The organism is Micromonospora sp. AMSO31t (assembly GCF_008868175.1).
GTDB lineage: Bacteria > Actinomycetota > Actinomycetes > Mycobacteriales > Micromonosporaceae > Micromonospora.
Map to the genome: position 1 here is coordinate 1 of NZ_WBKT01000074.1, position 26,899 is coordinate 26,899.

Here is a 26,899-nt window from a genome sequence, read left to right on the forward strand (position 1 = left end):
CGGCCGCCCCGGCCGTAGCGGGACGGGGCGCCGGCGCGGACGGACGCACCGCGACCGAGCCGCAGCCCGCCACCGCGCAGCTGTCCGGCGCCGGCTCGCTGGTGCGGTCGCTCGAGGCGCTCGGCGTCGACGTCGTCTTCGGCATCCCGGGCGGCGCGATCCTGCCCGCGTACGACCCGCTCTACGACTCGACGGTCCGGCACATCCTGGTCCGGCACGAGCAGGGCGCCGGGCACGCCGCCACCGGCTACGCCCAGGCCACCGGCAAGGTCGGCGTCTGCATCGCCACCTCGGGCCCGGGCGCGACCAACCTGGTCACGCCGATCGCCGACGCGTACATGGACTCGGTGGCCATGGTGGCGATCACCGGCCAGGTCGCCCGCCCGTCGATCGGCACGGACGCCTTCCAGGAGGCGGACATCCAGGGCATCACCCTGCCGATCACCAAGCACAACTTCCTGGTGCAGACGGCCGACGAGATCCCGCAGGTGCTCGCCGAGGCGTTCCACCTGGCCTCGACCGGCCGGCCCGGCCCGGTCCTCGTCGACATCCCCAAGGACGTCCTCCAGGCGCCGACCACCTTCGCCTGGCCGCCCACCCTGGACCTGCCCGGCTACCGGCCCACGCTGCACCCGCACGGCAAGCAGATCCGCGAGGCGGCCCGGCTCATGACCAGCGCCCGCCGCCCGGTGCTCTACGTCGGCGGCGGCGTGCTCAAGGCCGGCGCCACCGAGGGGCTGCGCCGGCTGGCCGAGCTGACCGGCATCCCGGTGGTCACCACCCTCATGGCGTTGGGCGCGTTCCCCGACTCGCACCGGCAGCACCTGGGCATGCCCGGCATGCACGGCACCGTCGCCGCCGTCTACGGCCTGCAGAAGTCCGACCTGATCGTGGCGCTGGGCGCCCGCTTCGACGACCGGGTCACCGGCAAGCTGGACTCGTTCGCGCCGGACGCCACCGTGGTGCATGCCGACATCGACCCGGCCGAGATCGGCAAGAACCGGCACGCCGACGTCCCGATCGTGGGCGACGCCCGGCACGTCATCGACGAGCTGATCGCGGCCGTCACCGCCGAGCAGGCGGCCCGGCCGGCCGCCGACCTGGCCGACTGGTGGAACCAGCTCGACGACCTGCGGGGGCGCTACCCGCTGGGCTACGAGGAGCCGGCCGACGGCACGCTCTCCCCGCAGTACGTGATCAAGCGGCTGGGCGAGATCGCCGGTCCGGACGCCGTCTACGTGGCGGGCGTCGGCCAGCACCAGATGTGGGCCAGTCAGTTCATCTCGTACGAGAAGCCGTACACCTGGCTCAACTCCGGTGGCCTCGGCACCATGGGTTACGCCGTCCCGGCGGCCATGGGCGCCAAGGTCGGCAAGCCGGACACCACGGTGTGGGCGGTCGACGGCGACGGCTGCTTCCAGATGACCAACCAGGAGCTGGCCACCTGCGCCCTGGAGGGCATCCCGATCAAGGTGGCCGTCATCAACAACGGCAACCTGGGCATGGTCCGGCAGTGGCAGACCCTGTTCTACGGGGAGCGCTACTCGAACACCGAACTGGGCACCCACAAGCACCGCATCCCCGACTTCGTGAAGCTCGCCGAGGCGCTGGGCTGCGTCGGCCTGCGCTGCGAGAACGCCGCCGACGTGGACAAGACCATCGAGGCGGCCATGGCGATCACCGACGCCCCGGTGGTCATCGACTTCGTGGTCGGCAAGGACGCCATGGTGTGGCCGATGGTCGCCGCCGGCACCAGCAACGACGAGATCATGTTCGCCCGGGGCGTCCGCCCCGCCTTCGACGAGGACGAACTCTGATGACCATGCACACCCTGTCCGTGCTGGTGGAGAACAAGCCGGGTGTCCTGGCCCGGGTCTCCGGGCTGTTCTCCCGGCGCGGGTTCAACATCGACAGCCTCGCGGTGGGTGAGACCGAGAACCCCGACGTCTCCCGCATCACCATCGTGGTCAACGCCGAGTCCTCGCCGCTGGAGCAGGTCACCAAGCAGCTCAACAAGCTGGTCAACGTACTCAAGATCGTCGAGCTGGATCCGCAGGTCTCGGTGGCCCGGGAGCTGCTGCTGGTCAAGGTCCGCGCGGACCGCAACGCCCGCGGCCAGGTGCTGGAGACGGTCGCCCTGTTCCGCGCCCGGGTGGTCGACGTCGCGCCGGACACGCTGACCATCGAGGCCACCGGCACCCCCGACAAGCTCGACGCGCTCCTGCGTGACCTGGAGCCGTTCGGCATCAAGGAGATGGTCCAGTCCGGCACGGTGGCCATCGGGCGGGGTTCCCGCTCGATCACCGCCGGCCCGGCGCTGCGCGCCGCCTGATTCGCATTCACCGGATTTTCGACGGGCCGACGGGCACCGCCGTAGGAAAGGGAAGTCAATGAGCGTTGAGGTGTACTACGACGACGACGCCGACCTGGGCCTGATCCAGGGCCGCACGGTCGCCGTGATCGGCTACGGCAGCCAGGGCCACGCCCACGCGCTGTCGCTGCGCGACTCCGGCGTCGACGTGGTGATCGGCCTGCCCGCCGGCTCGAAGAGCCGGCCGAAGGCCGAGGAGCAGGGCCTGCGGGTGCTGACGCCGGCCGAGGCGGCGGCCGAGGCCGACGTGATTATGATCCTGGCGCCGGACACCGCCCAGCGTGCGCTGTACACCGAGTCGATCGCCCCCAACCTCGCCCCCGGCAAGGCGATCTTCTTCGGCCACGGCTTCAACATCCGCTACGGCCTCATCAAGCCCCCGGCCGACGTGGACGTGGCGATGGTCGCCCCGAAGGGCCCCGGTCACCTGGTCCGCCGCCAGTACGTCGACGGCAAGGGCGTGCCCTGCCTGGTGGCCGTCGAGCAGGACGCCAGCGGCAGCGCGTTCGGCCTGGCCCTGGCGTACGCCAAGGCGATCGGCGGCACCCGGGCCGGCGCGATCCGCACCACCTTCACCGAGGAGACCGAGACCGACCTCTTCGGCGAGCAGGCGGTGCTCTGCGGCGGCGCGGCGGCACTCGTGCAGACCGGCTTCGAGGTGCTCACCGAGGCCGGCTACGCCCCCGAGGTGGCCTACTTCGAGTGCCTGCACGAGCTGAAGCTCATCGTCGACCTCATGTACGAGGGCGGCATCGCCCGGATGCGCTACAGCATCTCGGACACCGCCGAGTACGGCGACCTCTCGCGCGGCCCGCGGGTCATCGACTCCCGGGTCAAGGAGGAGATGCGCAAGATCCTCGGCGAGATCCAGTCCGGCGAGTTCGCCCGCGAGTGGGTGGCCGAGGACGAGGCGGGCCGGCCGAACTTCGCCAAGTGGCGGGCCGAGGGCGCGGCGCACCCGATCGAGGAGACCGGGCAGAAGCTGCGCGCCATGATGAGCTGGGTCGACCGGCCCATCACCGAGACCGCCTGAGTCCGCCTCAGGCAACCCCGACGCGGCCCGCGGCCCGACGCTCTCCCCGGCGTCGGGCGGCGGGCCGCCGTCGTCGGCGCGCCGGCCCGAGCGGTCCGTTCACCTGGTGGGACCGGGTGACCGACGCCTCGGCCGGCCGCGCGCCGACGCGGGCAGCGGGTGAACGGGGGGGTGACCGGCGTGCGACGAAGCTGTGTGAGGGCGCTCACCCCGCGGTCCGGGACCCGGAGGGCGGGCGGCCCCCTACCATCCTTGGTGTGGTGCTCCAGCCGGCACCCGACGGCCATGGCACGGATCGGCGCAGGGGCGCAGCGAGGCGCCCCGACGCCCCAGGCCGACCACAAAACCGAGCGTCTACGAGGACCGATGAATCCTGTCGTACTGATCGCCGAAGAACTCGCTCCCGCCGCCATCGAGGTGCTCGCGCACGACTTCGACGTGCGTCACGTGGACGGCACCGACCGCCCGGCCCTGCTCTCCGCGCTCTCCGAGGCCGACGCGGTGATCGTACGCAGCGCCACCCAGATCGACGCCGAGGCGATCGCGGCGGCCCCGCGGCTGAAGGTGGTCGCCCGCGCCGGCGTCGGGCTGGACAACGTCGAGGTCCCGGCCGCCACCGCGCGGGGCGTCATGGTCGTCAACGCGCCCACCTCCAACATCGTGTCCGCCGCCGAGCAGGCGCTCGCGCTGCTGCTCGCCGTGGCCCGCAACACCGCCAGCGCCAGCGCCGCGCTGAAGGCGGGGGAGTGGAAGCGGTCGAAGTACACCGGCGTGGAGATCCAGGGCAAGACCGTCGGCGTGGTCGGCCTCGGTCGCATCGGCGTGCTCTTCGCCCAGCGCATCGCCGCCTTCGGCACCCGCCTCATCGCGTACGACCCGTACATCCAGCCGGCCCGCGCCGCGCAGCTCGGTGTCCGGCTGGTCGGCCTCGAGGAGCTGCTCCGGGAGAGCGACTTCATCTCGATCCACCTCCCCAGGACCCCGGAGACGGTGGGCCTCATCGGCGAGAAGGAGCTGGCGGTCGTCAAGCCGGGCGTCCGGATCGTCAACGCCGCCCGCGGCGGCCTGGTGGACGAGCAGGCGCTCGCGAACGCGATCGCCGAGGGCCGGGTGGCCGGCGCCGGCGTCGACGTCTACGCCAAGGAGCCGTGCACGTCCTCGCCGCTGTTCGCCTTCGACAACGTGGTGGCGACCCCGCACCTGGGCGCCTCCACCCACGAGGCGCAGGACAAGGCCGGCCTGGCCGTGGCGAAGAGCGTCAAGCTGGCGCTGCAGGGCGAGTTCGTGCCGGACGCCGTGAACGTGCAGGCCGGCGGCGTGGTCGCCGAGGACGTCCGGCCGCTGCTGCCGCTGGCCGAGAAGCTGGGCCGGGCCTTCACGGCCCTGGCCGGTGGGGTCGCTGCCAGCGTCACCGTCGACGTGCGCGGCGAGGTCGTCGCGAACGACGTGTCGGTGCTCAAGCTCGCCGCCACCAAGGGGCTGTTCAGCTCGGTGGTGGAGGAGCAGGTCACCTACGTCAACGCGCCGCACCTGGCCGCCGAGCGGGGCGTCGAGGTCACCCTCGCCACGCAGGCCGAGACCGTCGACCACCCCAACCTGGTCACCGTGCGCGGCGCGCTGCCGGACGGCCGGACGGTCAGCGTGTCCGGCACGGTCACCCACACCGGCACGCGGGACGTCCTCAAGCTGACCGAGGTGGACGGTTTCGACGTGGAGATCGGCGCGGAGGGCATCCTGGTCTTCCTGCGCTACGTCGACCGGCCGGGCGTGGTCGGCACCGTCGGCACGCTGCTCGGCGAGGCCGGCGTCAACATCGCGGCCATGCAGGTGGCCCGTCGCGAGGCCGGCGGCGAGACGCTCATGACGCTCACCGTCGACCAGGCGCTCGGCGCGGACCTGCTCACCTCGGCGGCGGACTCGATCGGCGCGGTCGCGGCCAGCGCGGCCGACCTGCGCGACGAGTAGTCCGGCCACGACGGATCGGGGGCCCGGCCGGACGGCCGGGCCCCTCGTCGTACCCGGAAGTCAGGGCTCGACGCGGGCCGGTGGCGGGTAGACCGAGCCGTCCTGGGCGTCGAAGAGCATCAGGTCGTGCTCGCCGGCCAGCCGTTCGATGTCCAGCAGCACCTCGTCCGGGCAGGTGGGGAAGAGGTTCATCTCCACGTGGTCGCCGGCCGCGTGCAGCGGGGTGACCTCCCACGGCGTGCCCGGGCGCGCCGGACGGTCGGGATAGCTGGCCGTGATGGCCCGGTAGAAGGCGACCACCCGCGGGTCGGGGTACTGCTCGCCGTGCCGTCCCTCGCGGCACCGCTGCACCGCCGCCCGCACCTCGTCGGGCGTGGCCCCGGCCGGCAGGGCCCACACGCTCAAGTCGAAACTCACGGCGGACAGCGTGCCATCCCGGGTGCGCGCCGTCACCCCTGCCCCGCCGCAGGTTGACCCGCTGATTACCGACAGGACACCGGACGGTCCGCTGTGGAGACTCTTGCGTCGAGTTGCGTCGATTCGCTAGCGTACCCGTGCGGTTACTGGCTGAGTCGAAACTCCGGCCCGTCTTCGGGTGGCGCGGTCGGCCGTCCGACCCACCGGCCCGCACCCCTCGATTGCGCGAGCCACGCGCACTCGTCGCTGACCGGCCCCCACGGTCGTTGCCGAGACCGTGGGGGCCGATCGCGGTCGGCGTCCCGGATGCGAAGGCGGGGCGGCGCGCCGCGCGGTCAGCGCCGGCGGTGGGCGAACAGCGCCCGGTAGTCCGAGCCGTTGCGGAACCAGGCCAGTCCGGCCGGGCCGGCGGCGTACAGGGCGGTGGCGTAGGCGTCGGCCACCGCGAGATCCGGCCCGACGACCGTGGCGGCGACCAGCTGGTCGGCCGGCTCGCCGGTGTGCGGGTCCACCACGTGTCCCCGGCGCCCGGTCACGCCCGAGGTGCCCACCGCTCCGGCGGTCATCTCCAGGACCAGCGGCGCCCGGTGCCCGTCGGTCGGGTGGTGCACCGCGACGCGCCACGGGCCGCCGTGCGCGGCACGGCCCCGGACGGTCAGGTCGGCGCCGGCCAGCACGGCGTAGTCGTGGACGCCCGCGGTGCGCAGCCGGGCCGCGGCGCGCTCCACCGCCCAGCCGCCGAGCAGGCCGCCCGGGTCGAAACCGCCGGGCACCGCCCAGGCGTCGAACCACCCGTCGGTCGCCGCCCGCATCGCGGCGCAGCGGTCCACCAGGTCGGCCAGCGGCGGGTACGACTCGGGGTCGATCTCGCCCCGGCGCAGCTTCGAGACCAGGCTGTCCGACTGGTTCGGCCCGTAGGTGAGGTCGATGGCGCGCAGCTCGGCGACCGCGTCCCGGAGCGCCTCACCGACGCCCCGGCGGCCCAGCCACTCGGGCGCGTTGAGCAGCAGCGAGTATTCGGCGGTGGAGGTGCGGACGGTGTGCCGGACGCTGATCCGGTCCGCGGCGGTGCCGCCGGCCCGCTCCAGCCGGTGGCTGCGGGTGCCGAGGCGCAGGTCGGGGCGGCGGTGGCGGAAGGCCGACTGGTCGATCCACCGGGTGCGGGGCTGCTCGTCCGTCCAGCGGCCCCGCCGCTGCTCCTCGATCCGCATGGCACTGCTCCCTCGCTGGCCACGCCGCAGCGCCGCGGCGAAAGCCGGTCCCGGGCCCCCGTCGACCCTGTCCCCACCGACCCTAGGCAGTGGACATGACCGGACCATGAATGCCACCTGGGAGACTCCTGTGCATCGCGGCGTCCCGAATGTTGGAAGGCGCGTACCGGGAGCCGGGACGGCGACGTACGGTTGCGCCTGACGACGAGGTGAGGAGCGCCAGGTGGCACGCATTGCGGTGGTGGCCGGGGACGGCATCGGCCCCGAGGTGGTCGGGCAGGCCCGCAAGGTCATCGACGCGGTGCTCCCCGGAGTGGCCGAGGCCACGGAGTACGAACTCGGCGCGGCCCGCTACCACCGCACGGGCGAGGTGCTGCCCGACTCGGTCCTCGACGAGCTGGCCGGGCATGACGCCATCCTGCTCGGCGCGGTCGGCGACCCCAGCGTGCCGCCGGGCGTGCTGGAGCGGGGCCTGCTGCTCAAGCTCCGCTTCGCCTTCGACCAGTACGTCAACCTCCGCCCGTCCCGGCTCTGGCCCGGCGTCGCCGGCCCGCTGGCCGCCGTCAAGCCCGGCGAGGTCGACCTGGTGGTGGTCCGCGAGGGCACCGAGGGCCTCTACGCGGGGGCGGGCGGCTCGCTGCACCGGGACACCCCGGCCGAGGTGGCCACCGAGGAGAGCCTGAACACCCGGCACGGCGTCGAGCGGGTGATCCGCGACGCGTTCGCCCGGGCCCGCCGCCGGGAGCGGCGCAAGGTCACCCTCGTGCACAAGACCAACGTGCTCACCCACGCCGGCTCGCTCTGGGCACGCGCCTTCGCGGCCGTGGCCGACGAGCACCCCGACGTGACCACCGAATACCAGCACGTCGACGCCGCCGCGATGTTCCTGGTGACCAACCCGTCGCGCTACGACGTGGTGGTCACCGACAACCTCTTCGGCGACATCCTCACCGACATCGCCGCCGCCGTGACCGGCGGCATCGGGCTGGCGGCCAGCGGCTGCATCAACCCGGAGGGGCGATACCCGTCGATGTTCGAGCCGGTGCACGGCTCCGCGCCGGACATCGCCGGCAAGGGCGTCGCCGACCCGGTGGCCGCCGTGCTCTCCGCCGCGCTCCTGCTCGACCAGCTCGGCCACGCCGACGCCGCCGCGCGGGTCACCGCCGCGGTCGCCACCGAGCTGGCCGGGCGTACGCCGGGGGCGCCGCTGCGCACCGAGGAGGTCGGCGACCGCCTCGCCGGCTACGCCGTAGCCTGACCGGGCCGTCACCTCGGCCCGGATCCGGGCCGCCAGACCCGCACCCGGGCCCGCTCCGTCCCGGCACGGCCGGGCCGCCCGTCCGGCGTGCCCGGTGTGCCGGGGCGGAGCTATCCGCTGAACGACCGTTCGGGGTAAGTTTCTGGCACCAGTGACGTCGGCGTGCGATCCCGCATGCCGTGGACCCGCAGGGAGGTCAGCGCGATGAGCGGTGGTGACAAGCTCGATTTCGAGACCCGTCCGAATCCCGCGCCGGTATCCGCCGCCGACCGGGCCGCCCTGCTGGCGAACCCGGGCTTCGGCCGGGTGTTCACCGACCACATGGTGACCATCCGGTACGCCGAGGGCAAGGGCTGGTACGACGCCCGGCTGGAGGCGCGCGCGCCGATCCCGATGGACCCCGCCGCCGCGGTCCTGCACTACGCGCAGGAGATCTTCGAGGGGCTGAAGGCGTACCGGACGGGGGACGGGTCGGTCACCATGTTCCGCCCGGAGGCCAACGCGGCCCGCTTCGCCGCCTCCGCCCACCGGCTGGCCATGCCGGAGCTGCCGGCGGAGACCTTCGTCGAGTCGCTGCGCCGGCTGGTCGAGATCGACCAGGCGTGGATCCCGGAGCACGAGGACTCCAGCCTCTACCTGCGCCCGTTCATGTTCGCCAGCGAGGTCTTCCTCGGCGTCCGCCCGGCCAACGAGTACCTCTACTGCGTGATCGCCTCGCCCGCCGGGGCGTACTTCGCCGGCGGGGTCAAGCCGGTCACGGTCTGGGTCTCGCCCGACTACACCCGGGCCGCGCCCGGCGGCACCGGCGCGGCCAAGTGCGGCGGCAACTACGCCGCCTCGCTCGCCGCGCAGGCGGAGGCCATCGAGGCCGGCTGCGACCAGGTGGTCTTCCTGGACGCGGTGGAGCGGCGCTTCGTCGACGAGCTGGGCGGCATGAACGTCTTCTTCGTCTACGACGACGACACCCTGGTCACCCCGCCGCTGACCGGCACCATCCTGCCGGGCATCACCCGCGACGCGATCCTCACCCTGGCTGCCGAGTCGGGGCACCGGGTGCAGGAGCGGCCGATCAGCTTCGCCGACTGGCAGGCCGACGCGGCCAGCGGGCGGCTGCGCGAGGTCTTCGCCTGCGGCACCGCCGCCGTGATCACCCCGATCGGCGGCGTGCGCTTCCCGGACGGGGAGTTCCTGATCGGCGGTGGCGAGCCGGGCCGCTCCACCATGGCGCTGCGCCAGAAGCTGGTGGACATCCAGCGCGGCCGCGCCGAGGACCGGCACGGCTGGGTCTCCCGCGTCCTCTGACCCTCCACACGCGCGTCCCGCACGGCCGGCCCGTCCTCGACGGCGCCGGCCGTGCGCGCATCCCGCCCCGGTTAGTCGAGCAGGTGGGTGCGGAGGGCGGCCAGTTGCTCGTCCGTCACGCCGGCATGGCGCAGGTAGCCCTCGGCCGAGCCGTAGCCCTCGCGCAACTCGGTGAGGAAGAGCCTCATGGCCTCGGCGGGGGAGGCGAGGAACGGTGGCGGCGGCTCGACGGCGTCCGGCAGGGTGGCCCGGACCCAGGCGCTGAACCGCTCGGACGCGACGGTGCTGAGCGCGTAGTCGGCGGCGATGTCGTCGTCGGGCACGCCGAGCACGGCCAGGGTGAGCCCGCAGACGATGCCGGTGCGGTCCTTGCCGGCGACGCAGTGCACCACCACCGGCGCGTTGGCGCTGTCGGCGATCAGGCCGACCGCCTCGGCCAGGCCGGCCGTGCCGGTGCGGGCCAGGTCGGCGTACCGGTCGGCGAGGTAGCGGGCCAGGTCGCTGCCGGGCTCGTACGTCCGCTCGGCCCAGTCCTGGTGCTCGGGGTGGATGTGCCGGTAGCTCAGCCCCTCGTAGGCCGGCACCCGGCCGTCCCGGGCCACCTCGGTGGGGCGGCGTAGGTCGATGACCGTGCGGATGCCCAGCGCGGTGAACGCCGCACGGTCGGTCTCGTCGATGCGGTGCAGGGAGTCGGAGCGGTAGAGCCGGCGGTGCCGGACGGTGCGCCCGTCCCGGCTGCGGTAGCCGCCGACGTCGCGGAAGTTGAACAGCGCGGGGAAGGGGGTCTCCAGGGCGTCCACCCCTGACAGGGTAACGGCCGGCGGGGCAACGATGTGCCCCGCCGGCCGCTGGTGCCAGGTGTCCCGACTACCGGGCCGTGCCCGGCGGGATCGACGAGTAGGTGTCGTCGTAGTAGCCGCCGAGCTTGTCCCGGAACTCCGGGTCCGTGTCGGTGGCCTCGTCGTACTCGGGCGCGGCCTTGATCTGGTCCTTGCTCCGGTCGACGTAGACCTTCCGCTCGTCGTGGTCGACGTGGTTGACCGTGCCGGCGGGCAGCATGACCTTCTTGCCGAAGACCCACGGCCCGGTGTCCACCACGAGGAAACTGGAGTTCACCTCGTGGCTGGCCCGGTCCACCTTGCCGATGCCGCCGTCACTCGCCTCCACCTTGTAGCCGACCAGGTCGACACCGGTCACCCCGGCGTCGTCCCGGTAGCTCCACGGGTCGAAGCGCCCGGCGGGCGCGCCGCCCGCGAAGGCGCCCTGACCACCCTGGGTCAGCGGATCCGGCGTCCCGTGGGTCGTTCGAGGGTCGAGCCGCTCCATGGCGTCCACTCCCTTTCTCGACTTTCTCGGGGGATGTGCCTGTCAGACCCCTTCGTACCCGGTTGCGGAGGTCGGTACACCCGCCCGGCTCAGGCGAGCGCGGCCTCCGCGTCCAGGGCGACCGCGGCGGCGTGCACCACGGACGCGATGCGCAGCCCCTCGTGCACCTGGTCGCGGCTGAACCCGGCGGCCCGCAGGGTCTTCTCGTGCGACTCCAGGCAGACGCCGCAGCCGGTGATCGCCGAGACGGCGAGGCTCCAGAGCTCGAAGTCCGCCTTCTCCACCCCGGGCCGGGCGATGATCTGCATCCGCAGCCGGGCCGGCAGCGAGGCGTACTGCTCGTCGCCGATGAGGTGCTTGGCCCGGTAGTAGACGTTGTTCATCGCCATGATGGTGGCCGCGCCCTTGGCCGCCTCGACGGCTTCCGGCGTGAGGTGCGTGGCCGCCTCGGCGGCGATCTCCCGCAGCACCACCGGGTTGCGGGCCGCCACGGCGCAGGCCAGGGCGATGCCCCAGGCCTGCTCGGGCTTCAGCGTCGAGGTGGTGATGGTGGAGCCCAGGTTGAGCTTGATGTCCCTGGCGTACTCGGGCAGGGCCGCCTTGACCGCGTCCAGACCCATGATCAGGCCCCGGCCCCGGCGAGCAGCGCGTTGGCGTCCAGGGTGGCGCCACCCTTGTTCCAGTTGCACGGGCACAGCTCGTCGGTCTGCAGGGCGTCGAGCACCCGCAGCACCTCGGAGACGTTCCGGCCGACCGAGCCAGCGGTCACCATGGCGAACTGGATCTCGTTGTCCGGGTCGACGATGAAGGTGGCCCGCTGCGCGACGCCGTCCTCGCCGAGCACGCCGCAGTCGGCGGTCAGCTCACGCTTGATGTCGCTGAGCATCGGGAAGGGCAGGTCGCGCAGGTCCGGGTGGTCCTTGCGCCAGGCGTAGTGCACGAACTCGTTGTCCACGGAGACGCCGAGGACCTGGGCGTCCCGGTCGGCGAACTCGCCGTTGAGGCGGCCGAACTCGGCGATCTCCGTCGGGCAGATGAAGGTGAAGTCCTTCGGCCAGAAGAAGACGACGCGCCACTTGCCCTCGTAGGTCTTGTGGTTGATCGTCTCGAACGCCTTGTCGGCGTCGAGCGAGACGCAGGCGGTGAGTTCGTACTCGGGGAAGCGGTCACCGACAGTGAGCACGGGTCCTCCTTGACGGCGGCCTGGCGGCGACGCCAGGCCGGTAACTGGATCTGTTCCAGATACTTCCGCAGGCCGGTCACCGTCCCGCCCCGGGCCGGGCGCCTTGTTAAGTCGATCACGGACCTGTCCCGCGATGTGGGTTTCTGCTCCCACAAGCCGGATCGGAGTGGCAGAGTACGGACCGTGACCAGCTCCGTCCTGATTATTGGCAGCTAGCGCGCCGGCCTTCCCCCTCGCCGAGCGCGCAGACCTCCCGCATCCGCGGGGGGTCTTTTTGTTGCCCCGCAGGTTCGAGAAGAGGACTCCCATGACCTTCCAGGTGTACGACACGACGCTGCGCGACGGCGCCCAGCGCGAGGGGCTCACCTACTCGGTGGTCGACAAGCTGGCGGTGGCCCGCCTGCTCGACGACCTCGGGGTCGGCTTCATCGAGGGCGGCTGGCCCGGCGCCGTGCCGAAGGACACCGAGTTCTTCCGCCGGGCCCGCACCGAGCTGGAACTGCGGCACGCGATCCTGGTCGCGTTCGGGGCCACCCGGAAGGCCGGCGTCGCGGTCGAGGACGACCCGCAGGTGCGCGGGCTGCTCGACGCGCACACCCCGGCCGTGGCGCTGGTGGCGAAGGCGGACCTGCGGCACGTCGAGCGGGCGCTGCGCACCACCGCCGAGGAGAACCTGGCGATGATCCGGGACACGGTCGCGCACCTGGTCGCGGCGGGCCGGCGGGTCTTCGTCGACGGGGAGCACTTCTACGACGGCTACCGGCAGGACCCGGCGTACACGGCCGCCGTGGCGGAGACCGCCCTCGCCGCCGGGGCCGAGCGGTTCGTCCTCTGCGACACCAACGGCGGGATGCTGCCCTCCCAGGTCACCGCCGCCATCACCGACCTGACCGCGCGCACCGGGATCGCCCCCGAGCTGCTCGGCATGCACGCCCAGAACGACACCGCCTGCGCGGTGGCCAACACGATCGCGGCGGTCGAGGCCGGCGTCCGGCACGTCCAGGGCACCGCCAACGGGTACGGCGAGCGCCCCGGCAACGCGGACCTGTTCGCGATCGTGGCCAACCTCCAGCTCAAGCTCGGCATGCCCGTCCTACCGGAGGGCTGCCTGGAACAGATGGTGCGGGTCTCGCACGCCATCGCCGAGATCGCCAACATCGCCCCCGACACCCACCAGGCCTACGTCGGGGCCGCGGCCTTCGCCCACAAGGCGGGGCTGCACGCGAGCGCGATCAAGGTCGACCCGTTGCTCTACAACCACGTGGATCCCTCCGTGGTGGGCAACGACATGCGGATCCTGGTGACCGAGATGGCCGGCCGGGCCAGCGTCGAGCTCAAGAGCCGCGAGCTGGGCCTGGACCTGGCCGGCCATCCGGACGCGCTGTCCAAGGTGACCAGCCGGATCAAGGAACTGGAGGCCGGCGGGTGGTCCTTCGAGGCCGCCGACGCCTCGTTCGAGCTGCTCGTCCGCTCCGAGCTGCCGGACGCCGCGCCGCCGAGGCCCTTCGCCCTGGAGTCCTACCGGGTGCTGGTCGAGCACCGCGAGGACGGCGCGGTGGTCTCCGAGGCCACCGTCAAGATCCGGGTACGTGGCGAGCGCGTCATCGCCACCGCCGAGGGGAACGGCCCGGTCAACGCCCTGGACGAGGCGCTGCGGGTGGCGCTTGCCCGGCACTACCCGGAGCTGCGCGAGTTCGAGCTGGCCGACTACAAGGTCCGCATCCTGGAGGGCAGCCACGGCACCGGCGCGGTGACCCGGGTGCTCGTGGAGACCGCCGGGGCGGGCCGCGACTGGACCACGGTCGGCGTCCACCCGAACGTGGTCGAGGCGAGCTGGCACGCCCTGGTCGACGCCCTCACCTACGGTCTGGACCGGGCCCGGGTCTGACGCTCACCCGGCGGGCAGCCGCAGCTCGGCCAGCACGGCGCGGTGGTCGCTGCCCGGCACGGCGTGCACGCTGACCGCGCGCACCTCGATGCGCCGGTCGACCAGCACGTGGTCGATGGTGACCGGCGGGATCGGATCGCCGCCGTAGGGGCCCCAGGTCCCGGAGAGCCCGGCGCCGGTCGCGTCGGCGGCGTCGACGTAGCCGGTGTCGATCAGGTCGCGCAGCGGCGCGTGGTCGAGGGTGGCGTTGAAGTCGCCGGCCAGGACGCTCAACCCGCCCCGCGGGGTGGCCGGCGGCTGGGCCCGCAGGTCCGTCCACCAGTCCGGCACCACGTCGACGGCGTACGGGGCGGCCGGGTGCGCCGACTCCACCCGCAGCGGTGGCGCACCCGGCACGGCCACCGTCCCGTACGCCTGGGTGAAGGAGAAGCCCTCGTTGCGCCGCCAGCCGGTGCCGCTGAGCGGGTGGCGCGCGTACAGCCCGGAGCCGGTGGTGCCGACCTCCGGGTTCAGCACCCGGTAGGGCAGCAGGGTGGCCAGCCCGAGCCGGTCCAGCTCGGCGGCGATCTGCGGGGTGAACTCCTGCACGGCCAGCACGTCCACCCGGTGTGCCCGGACCAGCTCGACCAGCCGGGCCGGATCGGCGCCGCCCTTGAGCAGGTTGGCGGTGAGCAGCCGGAGCACCGGTCCGGCCACGGTGGGCCGGTCGTCGCGAACGGCCCGCGGCGTCACCGCGGCGACCAGAGCCAGGGCGGCGAGGGCCGCGACCACCGCGGGTGCGCGGCGCCGCAGGGCGAGCGCCAGCACCACCGGGGCGAGCGCGGCGGCGGCGACGTACGGCGTGAAGGCGACCGCCTGCACCAGCGGCCCCCGTTCCAGGCCGGCCAGCCGGAGCGCCGTCCAGGCGGCCACGGGCGCGACCGCCACCCAGCAGGCGATCGTGGCGAGGCGTCCCTTCGTGATCATGGCCGTCACGCTACCCGGCGGCGCAAGGGGACAATTTCGTGAATGGTCCGGGACTCGCCTCTCACAATTACTGAAAGCATTTCTCAGGCGGCGCGGCGCACATGTGAACTATTGACCGGCCACATTTTCCGATGCTAGGTTCCACCTGGTCGAGACGTCGCGACTCTCCGTAGTAAGCCCAGTTCAAGGCCAGGTGCAGCTCGACGATAAACGGTGCGCTCCGACGTGGATCCCCGATGGTCCGCAATTGTGCTGCGCCTGGCTCCCGTGCCGCATCCATCCGTCCCGCAGGACGCGGGCCGGCCGTTTCACCACGGTCACAAAAGGGAGATCTGTCATGGCCACATTCCTCAAGCGCAAGGCGACGGTCGTGGTCCTCGCCGCGCTGTCCCTCACCCTGGCCGGCGGGGGTATCGCGGCCGCCGCCCACCCGGCGGCGAAGGCCCCGGCCGAGGCCCAGCCCGGCGCGCGCCAGGCAGGCCAGCAGCCGCCGGTGACCGCCGCCGAGACCCGGGCCGCGAGGTCCGCGCTGAACGCCACCCTCGCCGCGCCGACGCCCGGGCTGGTCGCCTGGGCGGTGGTCAGCAGCAACGGGACCCTGCTCCAGCACTCGGCCAACGTGGTGAGCGCCAAGAAGTTCGCGCCGGGGCAGGGTCAGTTCGCCGGGCAGTACCAGGTGACGCTCGACTACGCCGTCAACCTCAAGGGCCTGCACGCGACGATCGGCACCAACGACGCGGCGAACGTCCCACCCGCGGGCGAGGTCGCGGTGGCGCCCCGCTACCTGATCCCGAACGCGGTCTTCGTCCAGACCCGCAGCTCCAGCGGCGGGTACGCGGACCGGCCGTTCCACCTGCTCATCGCCAACTGACCCCCGCCGGCAGCGGCCCCCGCCCCCACGGCGGGGGCCAGCTGTCGTGGTTTCCTGACCCGGTCTGCCCCGGCCCGAGCCCGCTCGCGCCGTTGCGGACCGCCCGGGGGAGTCGTCCCGATCCGGGCCCGGAAGGGCCGTCCAGGGGCCGATAATCCGACGTTTGTCCGCACGCCGGCACGGGAAGCAAGCACCGTGACGGACATCTCGGACACCCTGGCCAGCGTGCCCACCCCGGTCGATGCCGACGCGAGCGGCGTCGAGCTGGAACAGACCCTCTTCGAGGTCAAACGCGTGATCGTCGGGCAGGATCGGCTCGTCGACCGCCTGCTCACCGCACTGATCGCGGACGGCCACTGCCTGCTGGAGGGCGTGCCGGGGGTGGCCAAGACCCTCGCGGCGCAGACCCTCGCCACCGTGGTCGGCGGCACCTTCTCCCGGATCCAGTTCACCCCCGACCTGGTCCCCTCCGACATCGTCGGCACCCGCATCTACCGGGCCTCCACCGAGGCGTTCGACGTGGAGCTGGGCCCGATCATGGCGAACCTGGTGCTCGCCGACGAGATCAACCGGGCCCCGGCCAAGGTGCAGTCGGCGCTGCTCGAGGCGATGGCCGAGCGGCAGGTGTCCATCGGCGGCCGGAGCTGGCCGGTCCCCGACCCGTTCCTGGTGCTGGCCACCCAGAACCCGATCGAGTCCGAGGGGGTCTACCAGCTCCCCGAGGCGCAGCGCGACCGGTTCCTCATGAAGGTCGTCGTCGACTACCCGAGCGACGCCGACGAGCTGGCCATCCTCTACCGGATGAGCACCGAGCGGCCGACCGCCCGCCCGGTGCTCGACGCGGCCCGGCTGCGCGAACTCCAGCGGCGCGCCGCCGACGTCTTCGTCCACCACGCCCTCGCCGAGTACGTGGTCCGGCTCATCCTCGCCACCCGGGACCCGGGGCGTTTCGGGCTGCCCGAGATCAAGCCGCTGCTGGCCTACGGGGCGAGCCCACGGGCCACCCTCGGCCTCGTGGCCGCGGCGCGGGCGCAGGCCCTGGTCCACGGCCGCGACCACGTGCTCCCGGAGGACGTCCGGGACCTCGCGGTGGACGTGCTGGCCCACCGGCTGGTGCTCTCCTTCGACGCCGTGGCCGACGGGGTCTCCGCCGAGACGCTGGTCCGCCGGCTGGTCGAGGCGGTGCCGCCACCCCGGGTGGTCACCGGGCACCCGGAGGCGGCGGCCGACCTGGCGGCGGCATGAGACGCCGGGACGCACCCACCCTGCCCGACCCCGGACTGGCCGACCTGGCCCCCGACCAGCGGCTGCGCCGGCTGGAACTGACCGTCACCCGGCGGCTCGACGGGCTGCTGCACGGCCAGTACCGCGGCCTGCTGCCCGGGCCCGGCAGCGAGGCGGCCGGCAGCCGCGAGTACCGCCCCGGCGAGGACGAGGTCCGCCGGATGGACTGGGCGGTGACCGCCCGGACCACCGTCCCGCACGTCCGCGAGGTCGACGCCGACCGCGAGCTGACCACCTGGCTGCTGGTCGACGCCAGCCCCAGCATGGAGTACGGCACGGCCACACTGGACAAACGGGAGCTGGCGGTGGCCGCCGTGGCGGCGGTCGGCTTCCTCACCGCCGGCGTCGGCAACCGCCTCGGCGGCCAGGTGCTCGCCCCGGACGGGATCCGCCGGTTCCCGGCCCGCGGCGGGCGTACCCATCTGCTCGGGCTGCTCCGCGCCCTGCTGGGCGCGCCGCGCACCGACGGGCACCCGGCGACGCCGGGCCTGCACGACGGACTCGACGGCCTCCAGCGGATGGCCACCCGGCGCGGGCTCGTGGTGGTCGTCTCCGACTTCCTCGACGGGCTGCCCGACGAGCCGGACGGCGCCCCGGCCTGGGAGGCGGTGCTGCGTCGGCTGGCCGTCCGGCACCAGGTGCTGGCGGTCGAGGTGACCGACCCGCGGGAGCTGGAACTGCCCGACGTCGGGCTGGTCACCCTGGTCGACCCGGAGACCGGCCGCCGCCGCGAGGTGTGGACCGGGGACCCGGGCCTGCGCGAGCGGTACGCCCAGGCGGCCGCCGCCCAGCGCGACCAGGTGCGCGACGCGCTGCGCCGGTCCGGCGCGACGCACCTGGCGCTGCGGACCGACCGGGACTGGAGCGCGGACATTGTCCGGCACGTGCACGCCCAGCGCCGGCTCGCGGCCGCGCCCGCCGCGGCCCGGGGAGGTGCCGCGTGACCTGGGAGTCACCCGCCCGCCTCTGGCTCCTGCTGGGCGTCGCCGCGCTGGTCGTCGGCTACCTCGGGATGCAGCGCCGGCAGAGCCGGTACGCGGTGCGCTTCACCAACCTGCGGCTGCTGGACCGGGTCGCCCCGCACCGGCCGGCCTGGCGCCGGCACGTCCCGGCGGGGCTCTTCCTCGCCATGCTCGCGCTGCTGGTGGTCGGCTTCGCCCGGCCCAACGCCGAGGTGCGGGTGCCCCGGGAGCGGGCCACCGTGATGGTGGCCGTGGACGTCTCCACCTCGATGCTGGCCGGCGACGTCGATCCGGACCGGCTGACCGCCGCGAAGGAGGCCGCCCGCCGGTTCGTCGACGGACTGCCGGACGAGTTCAACGTGGGACTCGTCGCGTTCGCCGGCAGCGCGGCGGTCGTGGTGCCGCCGAGCACCGACCGGGACGCCCTGGACGAGGGGGTCGAGCGGCTCGCCGAGGGCATCACGGGGGTGCAGGGCACCGCCATCGGCGAGGCCATCAGCACCTCGCTGGGCGCGGTCAAGAGCCTGGACGCCAAGGCCGCCAAGGACCCGCCGCCGGCCCGGATCATCATCCTCTCCGACGGGGCGAACACGTCCGGCATGGACCCGCTGGAGGCGGCCGGCCAGGCCGTGGCGGCCAAGGTGCCGGTGCACACCATCTCGTTCGGCACGCCGTCCGGCTCCGTCGACCGGGGTGGGCGGGCCATCCAGGTGCCCGTCGACGGGCAGACCCTCAAGGCGGTCGCCGAGGAGACCGGGGGCGGCTTCCACGAGGCGTCCACCAGCGCCGAACTGCGCGCCGTCTACGAGGACATCGGCACGTCGGTGGGTTACCGCAACGAACGGCAGGACATCTCGGCCCGCTTCATCGGCCTCGGGCTGGTCTTCGCCATGGGGGCCGCCGCCGGATCGCTGCGGTGGTTCTCCCGGCTGCCCTGACCCCGCAAGGACCGGACGACGCACGACACGTGAGGAGCCCAGGTATGGCAGTGCAGACCGGACTCGGCGAGCCACGCGGCCCGTGGTTCGTCTCGCCGGAGCTGGACCCGGACGGACGCGGGCGCTGGGACGTACCCGGTTCCGAGCGGGAGGCCGCGCGGCGCGGCTGGCGTCGCCGGCTGCTGAGCGCGGCGGCGGTGGTGGCCCTCTCCACCGTCTCCGGGGCGGCGGCCGGCACCTGGGCCGCCGACCGGGACGCGCCCGGCCCGTCGGCGGCCTCCGCCGCGCCGGTGCCGGCGGAGCTGGTCACCGCCGCCGAGAAGACGGTCCCCGGGGTGGTCTCGGTGATGGTCGGCGGGTCGTCCGGCGCGTCGGCCAGCGGCTCCGGCTTCGCCATCGACAACGAGCAGCACATCGTGACCAACGACCACATCCTGTCCCGGGGCGGTTCCGGGCCGGTGACGGTCGAGACCTCCGACGGGCGCCGGTTCACCGCCGAGGTGGTGGGGCGGGAGCCGGGCAGCGACCTGGCGGTGCTGAAGGTCCCGGCGTCGGCCCGGTTGTCGGCGCTGCCGCTGGCGAAGCCGAACTCGACCCGGGTGGGCGAGCCGGTGCTGGCGGTCGGCTCCCCGCTCGGCCTGGCCGGCACCGTCACGGCCGGTATCGTCAGCGCGCTCAACCGGCAGGTCCGCATCGGCAACGGCCGGCACACCGCGGTGCAGACCGACGCCTCCATCAACCCCGGCAACTCGGGTGGGCCGCTGGTCAACGCGCGCGGCGAGGTGGTCGGGGTGAACACGGCCATCGCCACCATCGACGGCAACGGCTCGATCGGCATCGGGTTCGCCATCCCGATCGACCAGGTCCAGCAGACCGCCGACACCATCATCGGCCGCGGCGGCTGACCGGCCCGGCGGCCCTGAGCAGGGCCGTCCCGCCGGGACCAGCAACTGTCGGATATCCGGCGTGGGACCATCGGGCCATGGAAATATTACGCTGAGTATGGATACTGGCGTGGGTGGAGCAAGCTGTCATCGCGGCCCTCCTCCTGGTGGGCCTGGTCATCGGCGCCGGTGTCGGCGCGTCGTACGCCCGCGCTCAGCGGGGTTGGAAGGACTATCAGACGATCCGGACCAGCGTCCCGGGCGCCCGGCGCACCGCCTGGACGGCGATCCGTGGGGTGGTCACCAAGATCGGGGTGATCGCGCTGCTGCTGGTCGGGGCGGCGGCGTACGCGGCGGCCGGGTCGGACCACGAACGGGCGGGCCCGGCGCCCACCCCGACCCCGACCGTGACCGCCACCCCGGGCCACCGCGGAGGACGTTAGCCTCGGGGCGTGGACGACGGACTGCGGGTGACCGACCGGCTCGTGGTGCCCGACGCCGAGCTGCGGGAACGCTTCTCCCGCTCGTCCGGCCCGGGTGGTCAGGGCGTGAACACGACCGACTCGCGGGTGGAGCTGAGCTTCGACCTGGCCGGGTCGCCGAGCGTGCCCGAGTCGCTGCGCGCCCGCGCCCTGGACCGGCTCGCCGGCCGGCTGGTCGACGGGGTGCTGACCGTGGCGGCCAGCGAGCACCGGGCGCAGCTGGCCAACCGGGAGGCGGCCCGCGAGCGGATGACCGCCCTGCTGCGCGAGGCGGTGGCGCCGCCGCCGAAGCCGCGCCGCCCCACCCGCCCCTCCCGGGCGGCCAAGGAGCGCCGGCTGGCCGACAAGAAGCGGCAGTCGCAGCGCAAGCGCGACCGCCGGGCCGACGGCGACTGACGAACCCGCCGTTCAACGCGACGGCACCGGCCCGGTGGCGGCCCGCTCGTGGTCGCGGAGCGCCTCGAACGCGGTGAGAGCCAGGCAGACGGCGGCCAGCATCGGGGCCCGGACCGGGGATCCGTGCCAATCACTCTCGGCCCGCCCGCGGCGCGGAAAACGGTTTGAGAACACGCGGCGTCGTCGCCCAGAATCCGCCGGGTGGCGACCGACTTCTCCATCAAGCCCACCCTCACCGGCGACCGCGTCCTGCTGCGCCCGTTCGTCGACGACGACCTCGCCGCCTTCGAGGCGATCCTGGCCGATCCGGAGGTGGCCCGGCTCACCGGCAGCCCGCCCGGGGAGGGGCTGGAACCGGCCCGGCTGCGGGCCTGGTACGGCACCCGCAACAGCCAGCCGGACCGCCTGGACCTGGCCGTGGTGGACCGGGCGACCGGTGCCTGCGTGGGCGAGGTCGTCCTCAACGAGTGGGACCGGCACAACCGCAGCTGCAACTTCCGCACGCTGATCGGCGCCGCCGGGCGGGGCCGGGGGCTGGGCACCGAGGCGGTCCGGCTCGTCGTCGGCTACGGCTTCGAGCAGCTCGGCCTGCACCGGATCGGGCTGGAGGTGTTCGCCTTCAACCCCCGCGCCCGCCGGGTCTACGAGAAGGTCGGATTCGTGGCCGAGGGCACGCTGCGGCAGGTCCTCCGCGACGGCGACGGCTGGGTGGACGCCACCGTGATGTCGATCATCGCCCCGGAGTGGGCGGCGCACCGGGGCCACCCGGCGGGCTGAGTCGGCCCCGCGGGACCGCGTGGCGCCGCGCGCGTCGGACCGCCCCACCGCCCGGGGGAGCGGCGGCCGGCGGCCTCAGCGCCGGGCCAGCGCCAGCACGCTCAGACCGAACATCAGGACCCCCAGGGGGAGATGGACCGACGGGACGTGCGCGATGCCGAGCACCACCTGCACCGAGGCGAGGACGAGGAATCCCGAGGCGTACCAGATCGGCCGGGACGGGCCGCCGCCCGGCTTCCACGCCAGCACCGCCGCGAGCACGTACAGCATCGACGCCGCGTACATCACACGGGCTCCGACACTGTGCAGCGTCTCCCCGTAGGACGAGGTGAGCAGCAGCCCGGCGGAGACCGCCTGAAGGAAGATGGTCAGGGTCTGCAGCGCGATCGCGAGCTGCAGGAACGAGGAGCTGCGCGGTGCGTTCGCCGTCGCCTGGGTGGCCATGTCACGGTCCCCTTTTCCGCCCTCGGGCAGTAGGTCGATAAGGTCTCACCAGCCCGACGACGTGGGGCTGCGAAAGGTAAGGCGAGGGAGCGGCCGGAAGCGTGGGGACTGTCGCGACCAGCGCAGCCGGGATAGCCGGCGAGCGCGGCCAACTGATCAACGTCGCCTACCGGTTGCTCGGTTCGGTGACCGAGGCCGAGGACGCGGTGCAGGACGCCTACGCGCGCTGGTACGGGCTGCCACGGAGCCGGCAGGAGGAGATCCGGTCCCCCGGCGCCTGGCTGTCGACGGTGACCAGCCGCATCTGTCTGGATCGGCTCGGGTCGGCGCGGGCCCGCCGGGAACGCTATGTCGGCGCGTGGCTGCCCGAGCCGGTGCCCGACCGCACCGAGTGGGACCGGGCGGGCGGCGCCGGGCCGGCCGGCCGTGCGGACCCCGCCGACCAGATCGTTCTGGACGAGTCGGTCGACATGGCCTTCCTCGTCGTCCTGGAGACGATGACGCCGGCCGAGCGGGTGGCGTTCGTGCTGCACGAGGTCTTCCGGTACCCGTTCGCCGAGATCGCCGACGTTCTCGGCCGGACCCCTGGGGCCTGCAAGCAACTGGCGGCCTCCGCCCGGCGGCGGGTGAGCGTCGCGCACGCTCCGGTGGCGGCGGACGGCCGGGCCGACGTGGTGCGGCACGTGAAGAAGGCATGGGAGTCCAGGGACATCGCGGCCCTCGTCGGGCTCCTCAACCCGGCTGCCGTGATGACCGCCGACGGCGGCGGCCTGGTGGGCGCCGTCCTGCGCCCGGTCGAGGGCGGCGCGGGCATCGCCCGGTACATGGTCGCCATCGCCGACCGGGCGCCGGGGCTCGAACTCCTGGAGCGGTCGGTCAACGGTGTGCCCGGCCTGGTGGCCCGGCGCGACGGTGTCGTCGTGACCGTGGCCTCGTTCGACGTCTCCGACGGGCGCGTCGCCCGCATCTGGGTGGTCCGCAACCCGGAGAAGCTGCGGCCGTGGGCGGTGGAGGGCTAGCCTTCCGCGCCGGCCCGCAGGCTCTCGCAGACACCGATCAGCCGGGCTCGCAGTTCGCCGGCACGCTCCGCGAACTCGCGTTGCCGTGCCACGTACTCCGCCTTGCCCTCCGGCGTCTCGATGGCCACGGGCGCTTCCCCGTACGAGGAGAAGTCGTACGGGGAAGCCTGCATGTCGAGCAGCCGGATGTCCCTCGCCAACGCGAAACAGTCGAGCGCCAGGTCTCCCGGAACCGCGGGACCCAGCTTGGTCGCCCACTTGTGGCAGTCCATCGAGGCATGCAGGCAGCCGGGCTGGTCGAGCTCCGCCTGGCTCTCCCTCGTCGGGCGGAGCCGGTTGAGGCCGACCGCGTCCGGCGTGAAGAACCGGAACGCGTCGAAGTGCGTGCAGCGGATCTGGTGCGACTCGACCACCGCGTCCGTGCCCTCCTGGCCGAGTCGCAGGGGGAGCGGGTGCCGATGCTCACGCTGGCGGTACACCATCGCCCACTCGTGCAGGCCGAAGCAGCCGGTGAAGGCCGGCCGGGACGCGATCGAGGACAACAGCCGGTGGATGAAGCGCACCGACTCCGCCCGGTCGGCGAGGAACGCGGCGGCGTCGAAGCTCACGCCCCCGTCGGCGTCCGTGGCGTACCAGCGCCACTGCCGGTGCGGCGCGGGCCCGTTCGGGCCGGGTTCCAGGGTGACCCCTACGCCTGGGTGCCACCGCCGCAGCACCGACGGCCGGGTGCCGTAGTAGTCGTAGAGGAAGTCGTCGATCGCATGGCGTTCCCGAGCCGCCCTGCGGGCGCGGTGCCCCGCGGTGAGGGAGTCGGCGCGTTCCTCGTGAGCCTGGGCGAGGGCGAGCCAGGTCGATCCGGGCAGGCCGGTCACCGGTGCCGGCCCCTGGTGTCCGCGTCGGGCCGCGTGCGCATCCCCGTTGCCCCGGGGTGCCGGCGGCGCAGCGGGGCCGGGAGCGCGGCGGCGGGGGCGGGGGCGGCGGTCACGGACCCCAGGGTACGACCGCCGCCCGCCCCCGGTCACCGCACGTCGACCCGCACCCCGGCGGAGAACACGCCGCTGCGCAGCTCCAACTGCTTCGGCGGGTCGTCGCCGTGCACCGTGAACACCAGCGGCAGCAGCACCCGGGAGCCCGCGGCGACCGGCTGGGCGAAGACGTCCCGCCCGAGGTTCGCCACCCGGGTGGCGTTCTCGTCGGTGGCCACCCAGTTGCCCCCGGGCAGGTACGCCCGCTGCAACTGCCCGTGCCACGTCTGCTCGCCGGGTGTGAGGTTGCGCACCCCGACCGTGGCCAGGCACTGCCGGCCGCCCGCGGATGCCGCCGGCAGGGTCCCCGCGCCGCAGGCCATCCGGTAGACGGTGAACTCGAACGCGGTCTCCCGCAGCGGGACGCCGAGCGCCCCCGTGACGCTGTTGCCCACCCACGCGCCGCTGGTCGGCTGCTTGGTGGTGTCCATGGCGGCGACCCGCTGGGTGGCCGTCCACGCGGCCGCACCGACCACGCCGGCCAGCACCGCGGCCGCGACCCCGACCACCATCCAGATCGGCGGCCGCCGGGGCCGGGCCCGGCCCCCCGCGCCGCCGCCACGCCCACCACAGCACACCCCCGGTCAGGACCAGGAGCGCGGCCAGCGCGGCCAGCAGCACCGGTGGGCGTCGCCAGGCCGGCGCCGCGGTCACCTGCGCCGCCGGGACCGCGGCGGCGCCCGTCCAGGTCGCCGTGGCGCAGTCGTACGGTCGGGTGCCGTCGGTGCCGTAGGCGCAGGTCGGCGCGGTCACCGGCCGGCCCGGGGCGGTCGCGCTCAGCGCGGTGTTCAGCGTGGTGGTGCTCCGCGCCGGCAGCCGCAGCCGCCACGTCACCTCGTTGGCGTTGGCCGATCCGGCCGGGCGGTTGGCCCGGCCCCCGCCGGTCACCGCGGTCGCCCGGGATCCGGCGGGCAGCTCCTGCCGGACGGTCGTCTCGACGGGTGTGGGGCCGCCGTTGCGGACCTGGATCCGGTAGCCCGGCGCCGGGGTGCCGGCCGCCGCCACCGCCACGGTGACCGGTGGCGTGTTCAGCTGGATCGGCGCCGCCTTGGTGGTCGGCATCGCCGGTGGCGCCGCCGGCATCCCGGTCGGGATCGGCGTGGCCCGGGCCGCCGCGGCCGGCGGAGCCGCCGGTTGCGGCGGCGCGGCCACCGCCCGGGGCGCCGCCCCGGGCAGCGCCGGCGCGGCGGCGATGATGCCGAGGCAGTTCACGAGCACTGCCAGGGTCCTGTGGTGTCGTCTCGATGCAGGCATACGAACGAACCTCCGGCCCCGAAGCTATGGGCCCGGGCCCGCCGGGCGGGTACGAAGTCCGCAATCCCGCCCCGGCCGGCGCGGGCCGGCGTACCCTGGCGCGCCCCCGCCGGAGCCGGTGGCCGCGTCCGGCGTGGCCCGGCCGCTCGCCGGGGATAGATTGGCCGGGTGCGTATCGCTCGTTTCGCTCATGCCAAGGGAATGTCGTTCGGGGTCGTCGAGGGCGAGTCGGAGGCCGGGCCGCAGGGCCTGACCATCGCCGAGATCGAGGGCCACCCGTTCGGGCAGATCCAGTTCTCCGGCGCCCGCTGGGCGCTCTCCGACGTCCGGCTGCTCTCGCCGATCCTGCCGAGCAAGGTGGTCTGCGTCGGCCGCAACTACGCCGAACACGCCGCCGAGCACGGCAGCGAGGTGCCCAAGGAGCCGCTGCTCTTCCTCAAGCCGTCCACCTCGGTGATCGGCCCCCGGGACGCCATCCGGTTGCCGATCTTCTCGAAGCAGGTCGAGCACGAGGCCGAACTGGCCGTCGTGATCGGCGCCCCGGGCGCGCGCCGGGCCGACCGGGCCGCCGCCGAGCGGGCCATCTTCGGCTACACCTGCGCCAACGACGTCACGGCGCGGGACCTCCAGCGCTCCGACGGGCAGTGGACCCGGGCCAAGGGCTTCGACTCGTTCTGCCCCATCGGGCCGTGGATCACCACCGGGCTGGACGTCACCGACCTGGAGGTCCGCTGCGAGGTGGGCCGCAACCCGGAGGAGATGGAGGTACGCCAGCTCGGCCGCACGAAGGACATGGTGTTCGACGTGCCGGCCCTCGTGTCGTACATCTCCCACGTCATGACGTTGCTCCCCGGTGACGTGGTGCTGACCGGCACGCCGGCCGGGGTTAGCCCGCTCACCGACGGGGATACGGTCACCGTGCGGATCGAGGGGATCGGCGAACTCACCAACCCGGTGGTCCCGGTCGCCTGACGCGTCCGACGCCTCGTTTCCGCAGTTGAGGGCGGGTTCGAGGGGTTGGATTTGGCCTGTCGGCACCGGGAGGGTAAAGTTCGTTCCTGGCGCCGCAAGGGGCCAATGGGGTATGGGGTAATTGGCAGCCCGACTGATTCTGGTTCAGTTAGTCTAGGTTCGAGTCCTGGTACCCCAGCGCAGCCGCGGATTCGCGAGAATCCCGGACGCTGGATTCTGGCGGAGTTCCGCTCCGCTCCTCGCGAGAGGGGCGGCAGATGATCTCTGATAGAGTGCAGCTTCCCGCCCGCGAGGGCGCGGAAGCATGAAGTGTTCTGGCCCCGTCGTCTAGCGGCCCAGGACGCCGCCCTCTCAAGGCGGTAGCGCCGGTTCGAATCCGGTCGGGGCTACAAGCGCTGACAGCCCGTCCCACCTCGTGGGGCGGGCTGTTTCGTGTCTCCGCCCCTGTTCCGCCGGCCCGACCCCCTCGACGGGGGGCCGGACGTGGTGCCGCTAGACTACTGCCGCACCGCTCGCGAGGGCGGTGGAAGCAGGAAAAGTGCCTGGCCCCGTCGTCTAGCGGCCCAGGACGCCGCCCTCTCAAGGCGGTAGCGCCGGTTCGAATCCGGTCGGGGCTACCAGTCGCGAACGGCCCGTCTCCCACGAGACGGGCCGTTCGCCGTTCCCGAACC

The 26,899-nt window shown here is 73.7% G+C and carries 26 protein-coding genes, 3 tRNA genes and 1 pseudogene; 20 read left to right on the top strand and 10 right to left on the bottom strand.

Annotation, left to right across the window (positions count from 1 at the left end):
• The first annotated feature begins 80 nt into the window (after nt 1-80).
• From F8274_RS17620 to serA, 4 genes are all read left to right on the top strand, one after another.
• The gene (locus F8274_RS17620) at nt 81-1,817 is read left to right on the top strand and encodes an acetolactate synthase large subunit (RefSeq protein ID WP_151463513.1); all 1,737 of its coding nucleotides are present in this window, start codon (nt 81-83) and stop codon (nt 1,815-1,817) included.
• Entirely contained in the window at nt 1,817-2,332 is a 516-nt protein-coding gene (ilvN, locus tag F8274_RS17625; RefSeq protein ID WP_046563652.1) for an acetolactate synthase small subunit, read from the top strand. Before F8274_RS17620 ends, ilvN begins: the two co-directional genes overlap by 1 nt.
• A 58-nt stretch (nt 2,333-2,390) precedes the next feature.
• A complete protein-coding gene (gene ilvC / locus F8274_RS17630) occupies nt 2,391-3,404 on the top strand; it encodes a ketol-acid reductoisomerase (RefSeq protein WP_151463490.1) in 1,014 nt (337 codons plus the stop codon).
• Between the two features lie 366 nt (nt 3,405-3,770).
• Nucleotides 3,771-5,369: a phosphoglycerate dehydrogenase gene (gene serA, locus F8274_RS17635; protein WP_151463491.1), complete on the top strand. Its 1,599-nt coding sequence runs from the start codon at nt 3,771-3,773 to the stop codon at nt 5,367-5,369.
• Nucleotides 5,370-5,429: 60 nt separating this feature from the next.
• Here serA and F8274_RS17640 read toward each other — a convergent pair whose 3' ends face one another.
• Together F8274_RS17640 and F8274_RS17645 are read right to left on the bottom strand one after the other, a co-directional pair.
• Complete coding sequence (locus tag F8274_RS17640; protein ID WP_192579876.1) at nt 5,430-5,786, bottom strand: hypothetical protein; 357 nt, start codon at nt 5,784-5,786, stop codon at nt 5,430-5,432.
• Between the two features lie 335 nt (nt 5,787-6,121).
• The gene (locus F8274_RS17645; RefSeq protein WP_151463493.1) at nt 6,122-6,997 is read right to left on the bottom strand and encodes an FAD:protein FMN transferase; all 876 of its coding nucleotides are present in this window, start codon (nt 6,995-6,997) and stop codon (nt 6,122-6,124) included.
• Between the two features lie 223 nt (nt 6,998-7,220).
• On the opposite strand from F8274_RS17645, the gene F8274_RS17650 reads away from it, so the two are divergent.
• Together F8274_RS17650 and F8274_RS17655 are read left to right on the top strand one after the other, a co-directional pair.
• Nucleotides 7,221-8,255 (top strand): 3-isopropylmalate dehydrogenase, encoded by a 1,035-nt coding sequence (locus F8274_RS17650; RefSeq protein ID WP_151463494.1) that lies wholly within the window; start codon nt 7,221-7,223, stop codon nt 8,253-8,255.
• A gap of 204 nt (nt 8,256-8,459) precedes the next feature.
• Complete coding sequence (locus tag F8274_RS17655) at nt 8,460-9,557, top strand: branched-chain amino acid aminotransferase (protein ID WP_151463495.1); 1,098 nt, start codon at nt 8,460-8,462, stop codon at nt 9,555-9,557.
• A 71-nt stretch (nt 9,558-9,628) separates the two neighbouring features.
• On the opposite strand, the gene F8274_RS17660 is transcribed toward F8274_RS17655, so the two are convergent.
• The 4 genes from F8274_RS17660 to F8274_RS17675 all read right to left on the bottom strand — a co-directional run bounded on the left by F8274_RS17660 (nt 9,629) and on the right by F8274_RS17675 (nt 12,066).
• Nucleotides 9,629-10,357: a tyrosine-protein phosphatase gene (locus tag F8274_RS17660; protein ID WP_192579877.1), complete on the bottom strand. Its 729-nt coding sequence runs from the start codon at nt 10,355-10,357 to the stop codon at nt 9,629-9,631.
• A gap of 67 nt (nt 10,358-10,424) precedes the next feature.
• Nucleotides 10,425-10,883 (bottom strand): PRC-barrel domain-containing protein, encoded by a 459-nt coding sequence (locus tag F8274_RS17665; RefSeq protein WP_151463497.1) that lies wholly within the window; start codon nt 10,881-10,883, stop codon nt 10,425-10,427.
• A gap of 89 nt (nt 10,884-10,972) precedes the next feature.
• Nucleotides 10,973-11,503 carry a carboxymuconolactone decarboxylase family protein gene (locus F8274_RS17670; protein WP_151463498.1) on the bottom strand — a complete coding sequence of 177 codons (531 nt, stop codon included), beginning with the start codon at nt 11,501-11,503 and terminating at the stop codon, nt 10,973-10,975.
• 2 nt (nt 11,504-11,505) lie between these two features.
• Nucleotides 11,506-12,066: a peroxiredoxin gene (locus tag F8274_RS17675; RefSeq protein WP_151463499.1), complete on the bottom strand. Its 561-nt coding sequence runs from the start codon at nt 12,064-12,066 to the stop codon at nt 11,506-11,508.
• A gap of 307 nt (nt 12,067-12,373) precedes the next feature.
• Here F8274_RS17675 and cimA point away from each other — a divergent pair, with 307 nt between their 5' ends.
• A complete protein-coding gene (cimA, locus tag F8274_RS17680; protein WP_151463500.1) occupies nt 12,374-13,954 on the top strand; it encodes a citramalate synthase in 1,581 nt (526 codons plus the stop codon).
• Nucleotides 13,955-13,957: 3 nt separating this feature from the next.
• Here cimA and F8274_RS17685 read toward each other — a convergent pair whose 3' ends face one another.
• Nucleotides 13,958-14,920 (bottom strand): endonuclease/exonuclease/phosphatase family protein, encoded by a 963-nt coding sequence (locus tag F8274_RS17685; RefSeq protein WP_151463501.1) that lies wholly within the window; start codon nt 14,918-14,920, stop codon nt 13,958-13,960.
• A 337-nt stretch (nt 14,921-15,257) separates the two neighbouring features.
• Here F8274_RS17685 and F8274_RS17690 point away from each other — a divergent pair, with 337 nt between their 5' ends.
• From F8274_RS17690 to F8274_RS17725, 8 genes are all read left to right on the top strand, one after another.
• Entirely contained in the window at nt 15,258-15,791 is a 534-nt protein-coding gene (locus tag F8274_RS17690; protein ID WP_151463502.1) for a hypothetical protein, read from the top strand.
• A gap of 195 nt (nt 15,792-15,986) precedes the next feature.
• Nucleotides 15,987-17,036: a MoxR family ATPase gene (locus F8274_RS17695; RefSeq protein WP_151463503.1), complete on the top strand. Its 1,050-nt coding sequence runs from the start codon at nt 15,987-15,989 to the stop codon at nt 17,034-17,036.
• Nucleotides 17,033-18,019 (top strand): DUF58 domain-containing protein, encoded by a 987-nt coding sequence (locus F8274_RS17700; protein WP_151463504.1) that lies wholly within the window; start codon nt 17,033-17,035, stop codon nt 18,017-18,019. The genes F8274_RS17695 and F8274_RS17700 overlap by 4 nt, the downstream gene beginning before the upstream one ends.
• The gene (locus F8274_RS17705; protein WP_151463505.1) at nt 18,016-18,975 is read left to right on the top strand and encodes a VWA domain-containing protein; all 960 of its coding nucleotides are present in this window, start codon (nt 18,016-18,018) and stop codon (nt 18,973-18,975) included. The genes F8274_RS17700 and F8274_RS17705 overlap by 4 nt, the downstream gene beginning before the upstream one ends.
• Before the next feature lie 44 nt (nt 18,976-19,019).
• Nucleotides 19,020-19,880 (top strand): S1C family serine protease, encoded by an 861-nt coding sequence (locus tag F8274_RS17710; protein ID WP_151463506.1) that lies wholly within the window; start codon nt 19,020-19,022, stop codon nt 19,878-19,880.
• 113 nt (nt 19,881-19,993) lie between these two features.
• Complete coding sequence (locus F8274_RS17715; protein ID WP_151463507.1) at nt 19,994-20,302, top strand: hypothetical protein; 309 nt, start codon at nt 19,994-19,996, stop codon at nt 20,300-20,302.
• Nucleotides 20,303-20,311: 9 nt separating this feature from the next.
• Nucleotides 20,312-20,737, top strand: a complete 426-nt coding sequence (arfB, locus tag F8274_RS17720) for an alternative ribosome rescue aminoacyl-tRNA hydrolase ArfB (protein ID WP_151463508.1) — start codon at nt 20,312-20,314, stop codon at nt 20,735-20,737.
• Nucleotides 20,738-20,938: 201 nt separating this feature from the next.
• Nucleotides 20,939-21,514: a GNAT family N-acetyltransferase gene (locus tag F8274_RS17725; RefSeq protein WP_151463509.1), complete on the top strand. Its 576-nt coding sequence runs from the start codon at nt 20,939-20,941 to the stop codon at nt 21,512-21,514.
• Nucleotides 21,515-21,589: 75 nt separating this feature from the next.
• On the opposite strand, the gene F8274_RS17730 is transcribed toward F8274_RS17725, so the two are convergent.
• Complete coding sequence (locus F8274_RS17730) at nt 21,590-21,958, bottom strand: hypothetical protein (RefSeq protein ID WP_151463510.1); 369 nt, start codon at nt 21,956-21,958, stop codon at nt 21,590-21,592.
• A gap of 101 nt (nt 21,959-22,059) precedes the next feature.
• Between F8274_RS17730 and sigJ the strand changes: the two genes are divergently transcribed.
• Nucleotides 22,060-22,977: an RNA polymerase sigma factor SigJ gene (gene sigJ / locus F8274_RS17735; RefSeq protein WP_151463511.1), complete on the top strand. Its 918-nt coding sequence runs from the start codon at nt 22,060-22,062 to the stop codon at nt 22,975-22,977.
• On the opposite strand, the gene F8274_RS17740 is transcribed toward sigJ, so the two are convergent.
• Together F8274_RS17740 and F8274_RS17745 are read right to left on the bottom strand one after the other, a co-directional pair.
• Nucleotides 22,974-23,849, bottom strand: a complete 876-nt coding sequence (locus tag F8274_RS17740) for a 3-methyladenine DNA glycosylase (protein ID WP_151463512.1) — start codon at nt 23,847-23,849, stop codon at nt 22,974-22,976. The two genes, sigJ and F8274_RS17740, sit on opposite strands and share 4 nt — an antisense overlap.
• Nucleotides 23,850-23,995: 146 nt before the next feature.
• Nucleotides 23,996-25,256, bottom strand: a pseudogene (locus tag F8274_RS17745) (hypothetical protein).
• Between the two features lie 168 nt (nt 25,257-25,424).
• On the opposite strand from F8274_RS17745, the gene F8274_RS17750 reads away from it, so the two are divergent.
• The 4 genes from F8274_RS17750 to F8274_RS17765 all read left to right on the top strand — a co-directional run bounded on the left by F8274_RS17750 (nt 25,425) and on the right by F8274_RS17765 (nt 26,848).
• The gene (locus F8274_RS17750) at nt 25,425-26,228 is read left to right on the top strand and encodes a fumarylacetoacetate hydrolase family protein (RefSeq protein WP_091268833.1); all 804 of its coding nucleotides are present in this window, start codon (nt 25,425-25,427) and stop codon (nt 26,226-26,228) included.
• 106 nt (nt 26,229-26,334) lie between these two features.
• Nucleotides 26,335-26,406, top strand: a tRNA-Gln gene (locus F8274_RS17755).
• A 138-nt stretch (nt 26,407-26,544) separates the two neighbouring features.
• A tRNA-Glu gene (locus F8274_RS17760) sits at nt 26,545-26,617 on the top strand.
• A 155-nt stretch (nt 26,618-26,772) separates the two neighbouring features.
• A tRNA-Glu gene (locus F8274_RS17765) sits at nt 26,773-26,848 on the top strand.
• Nucleotides 26,849-26,899: the final 51 nt, after the last annotated feature.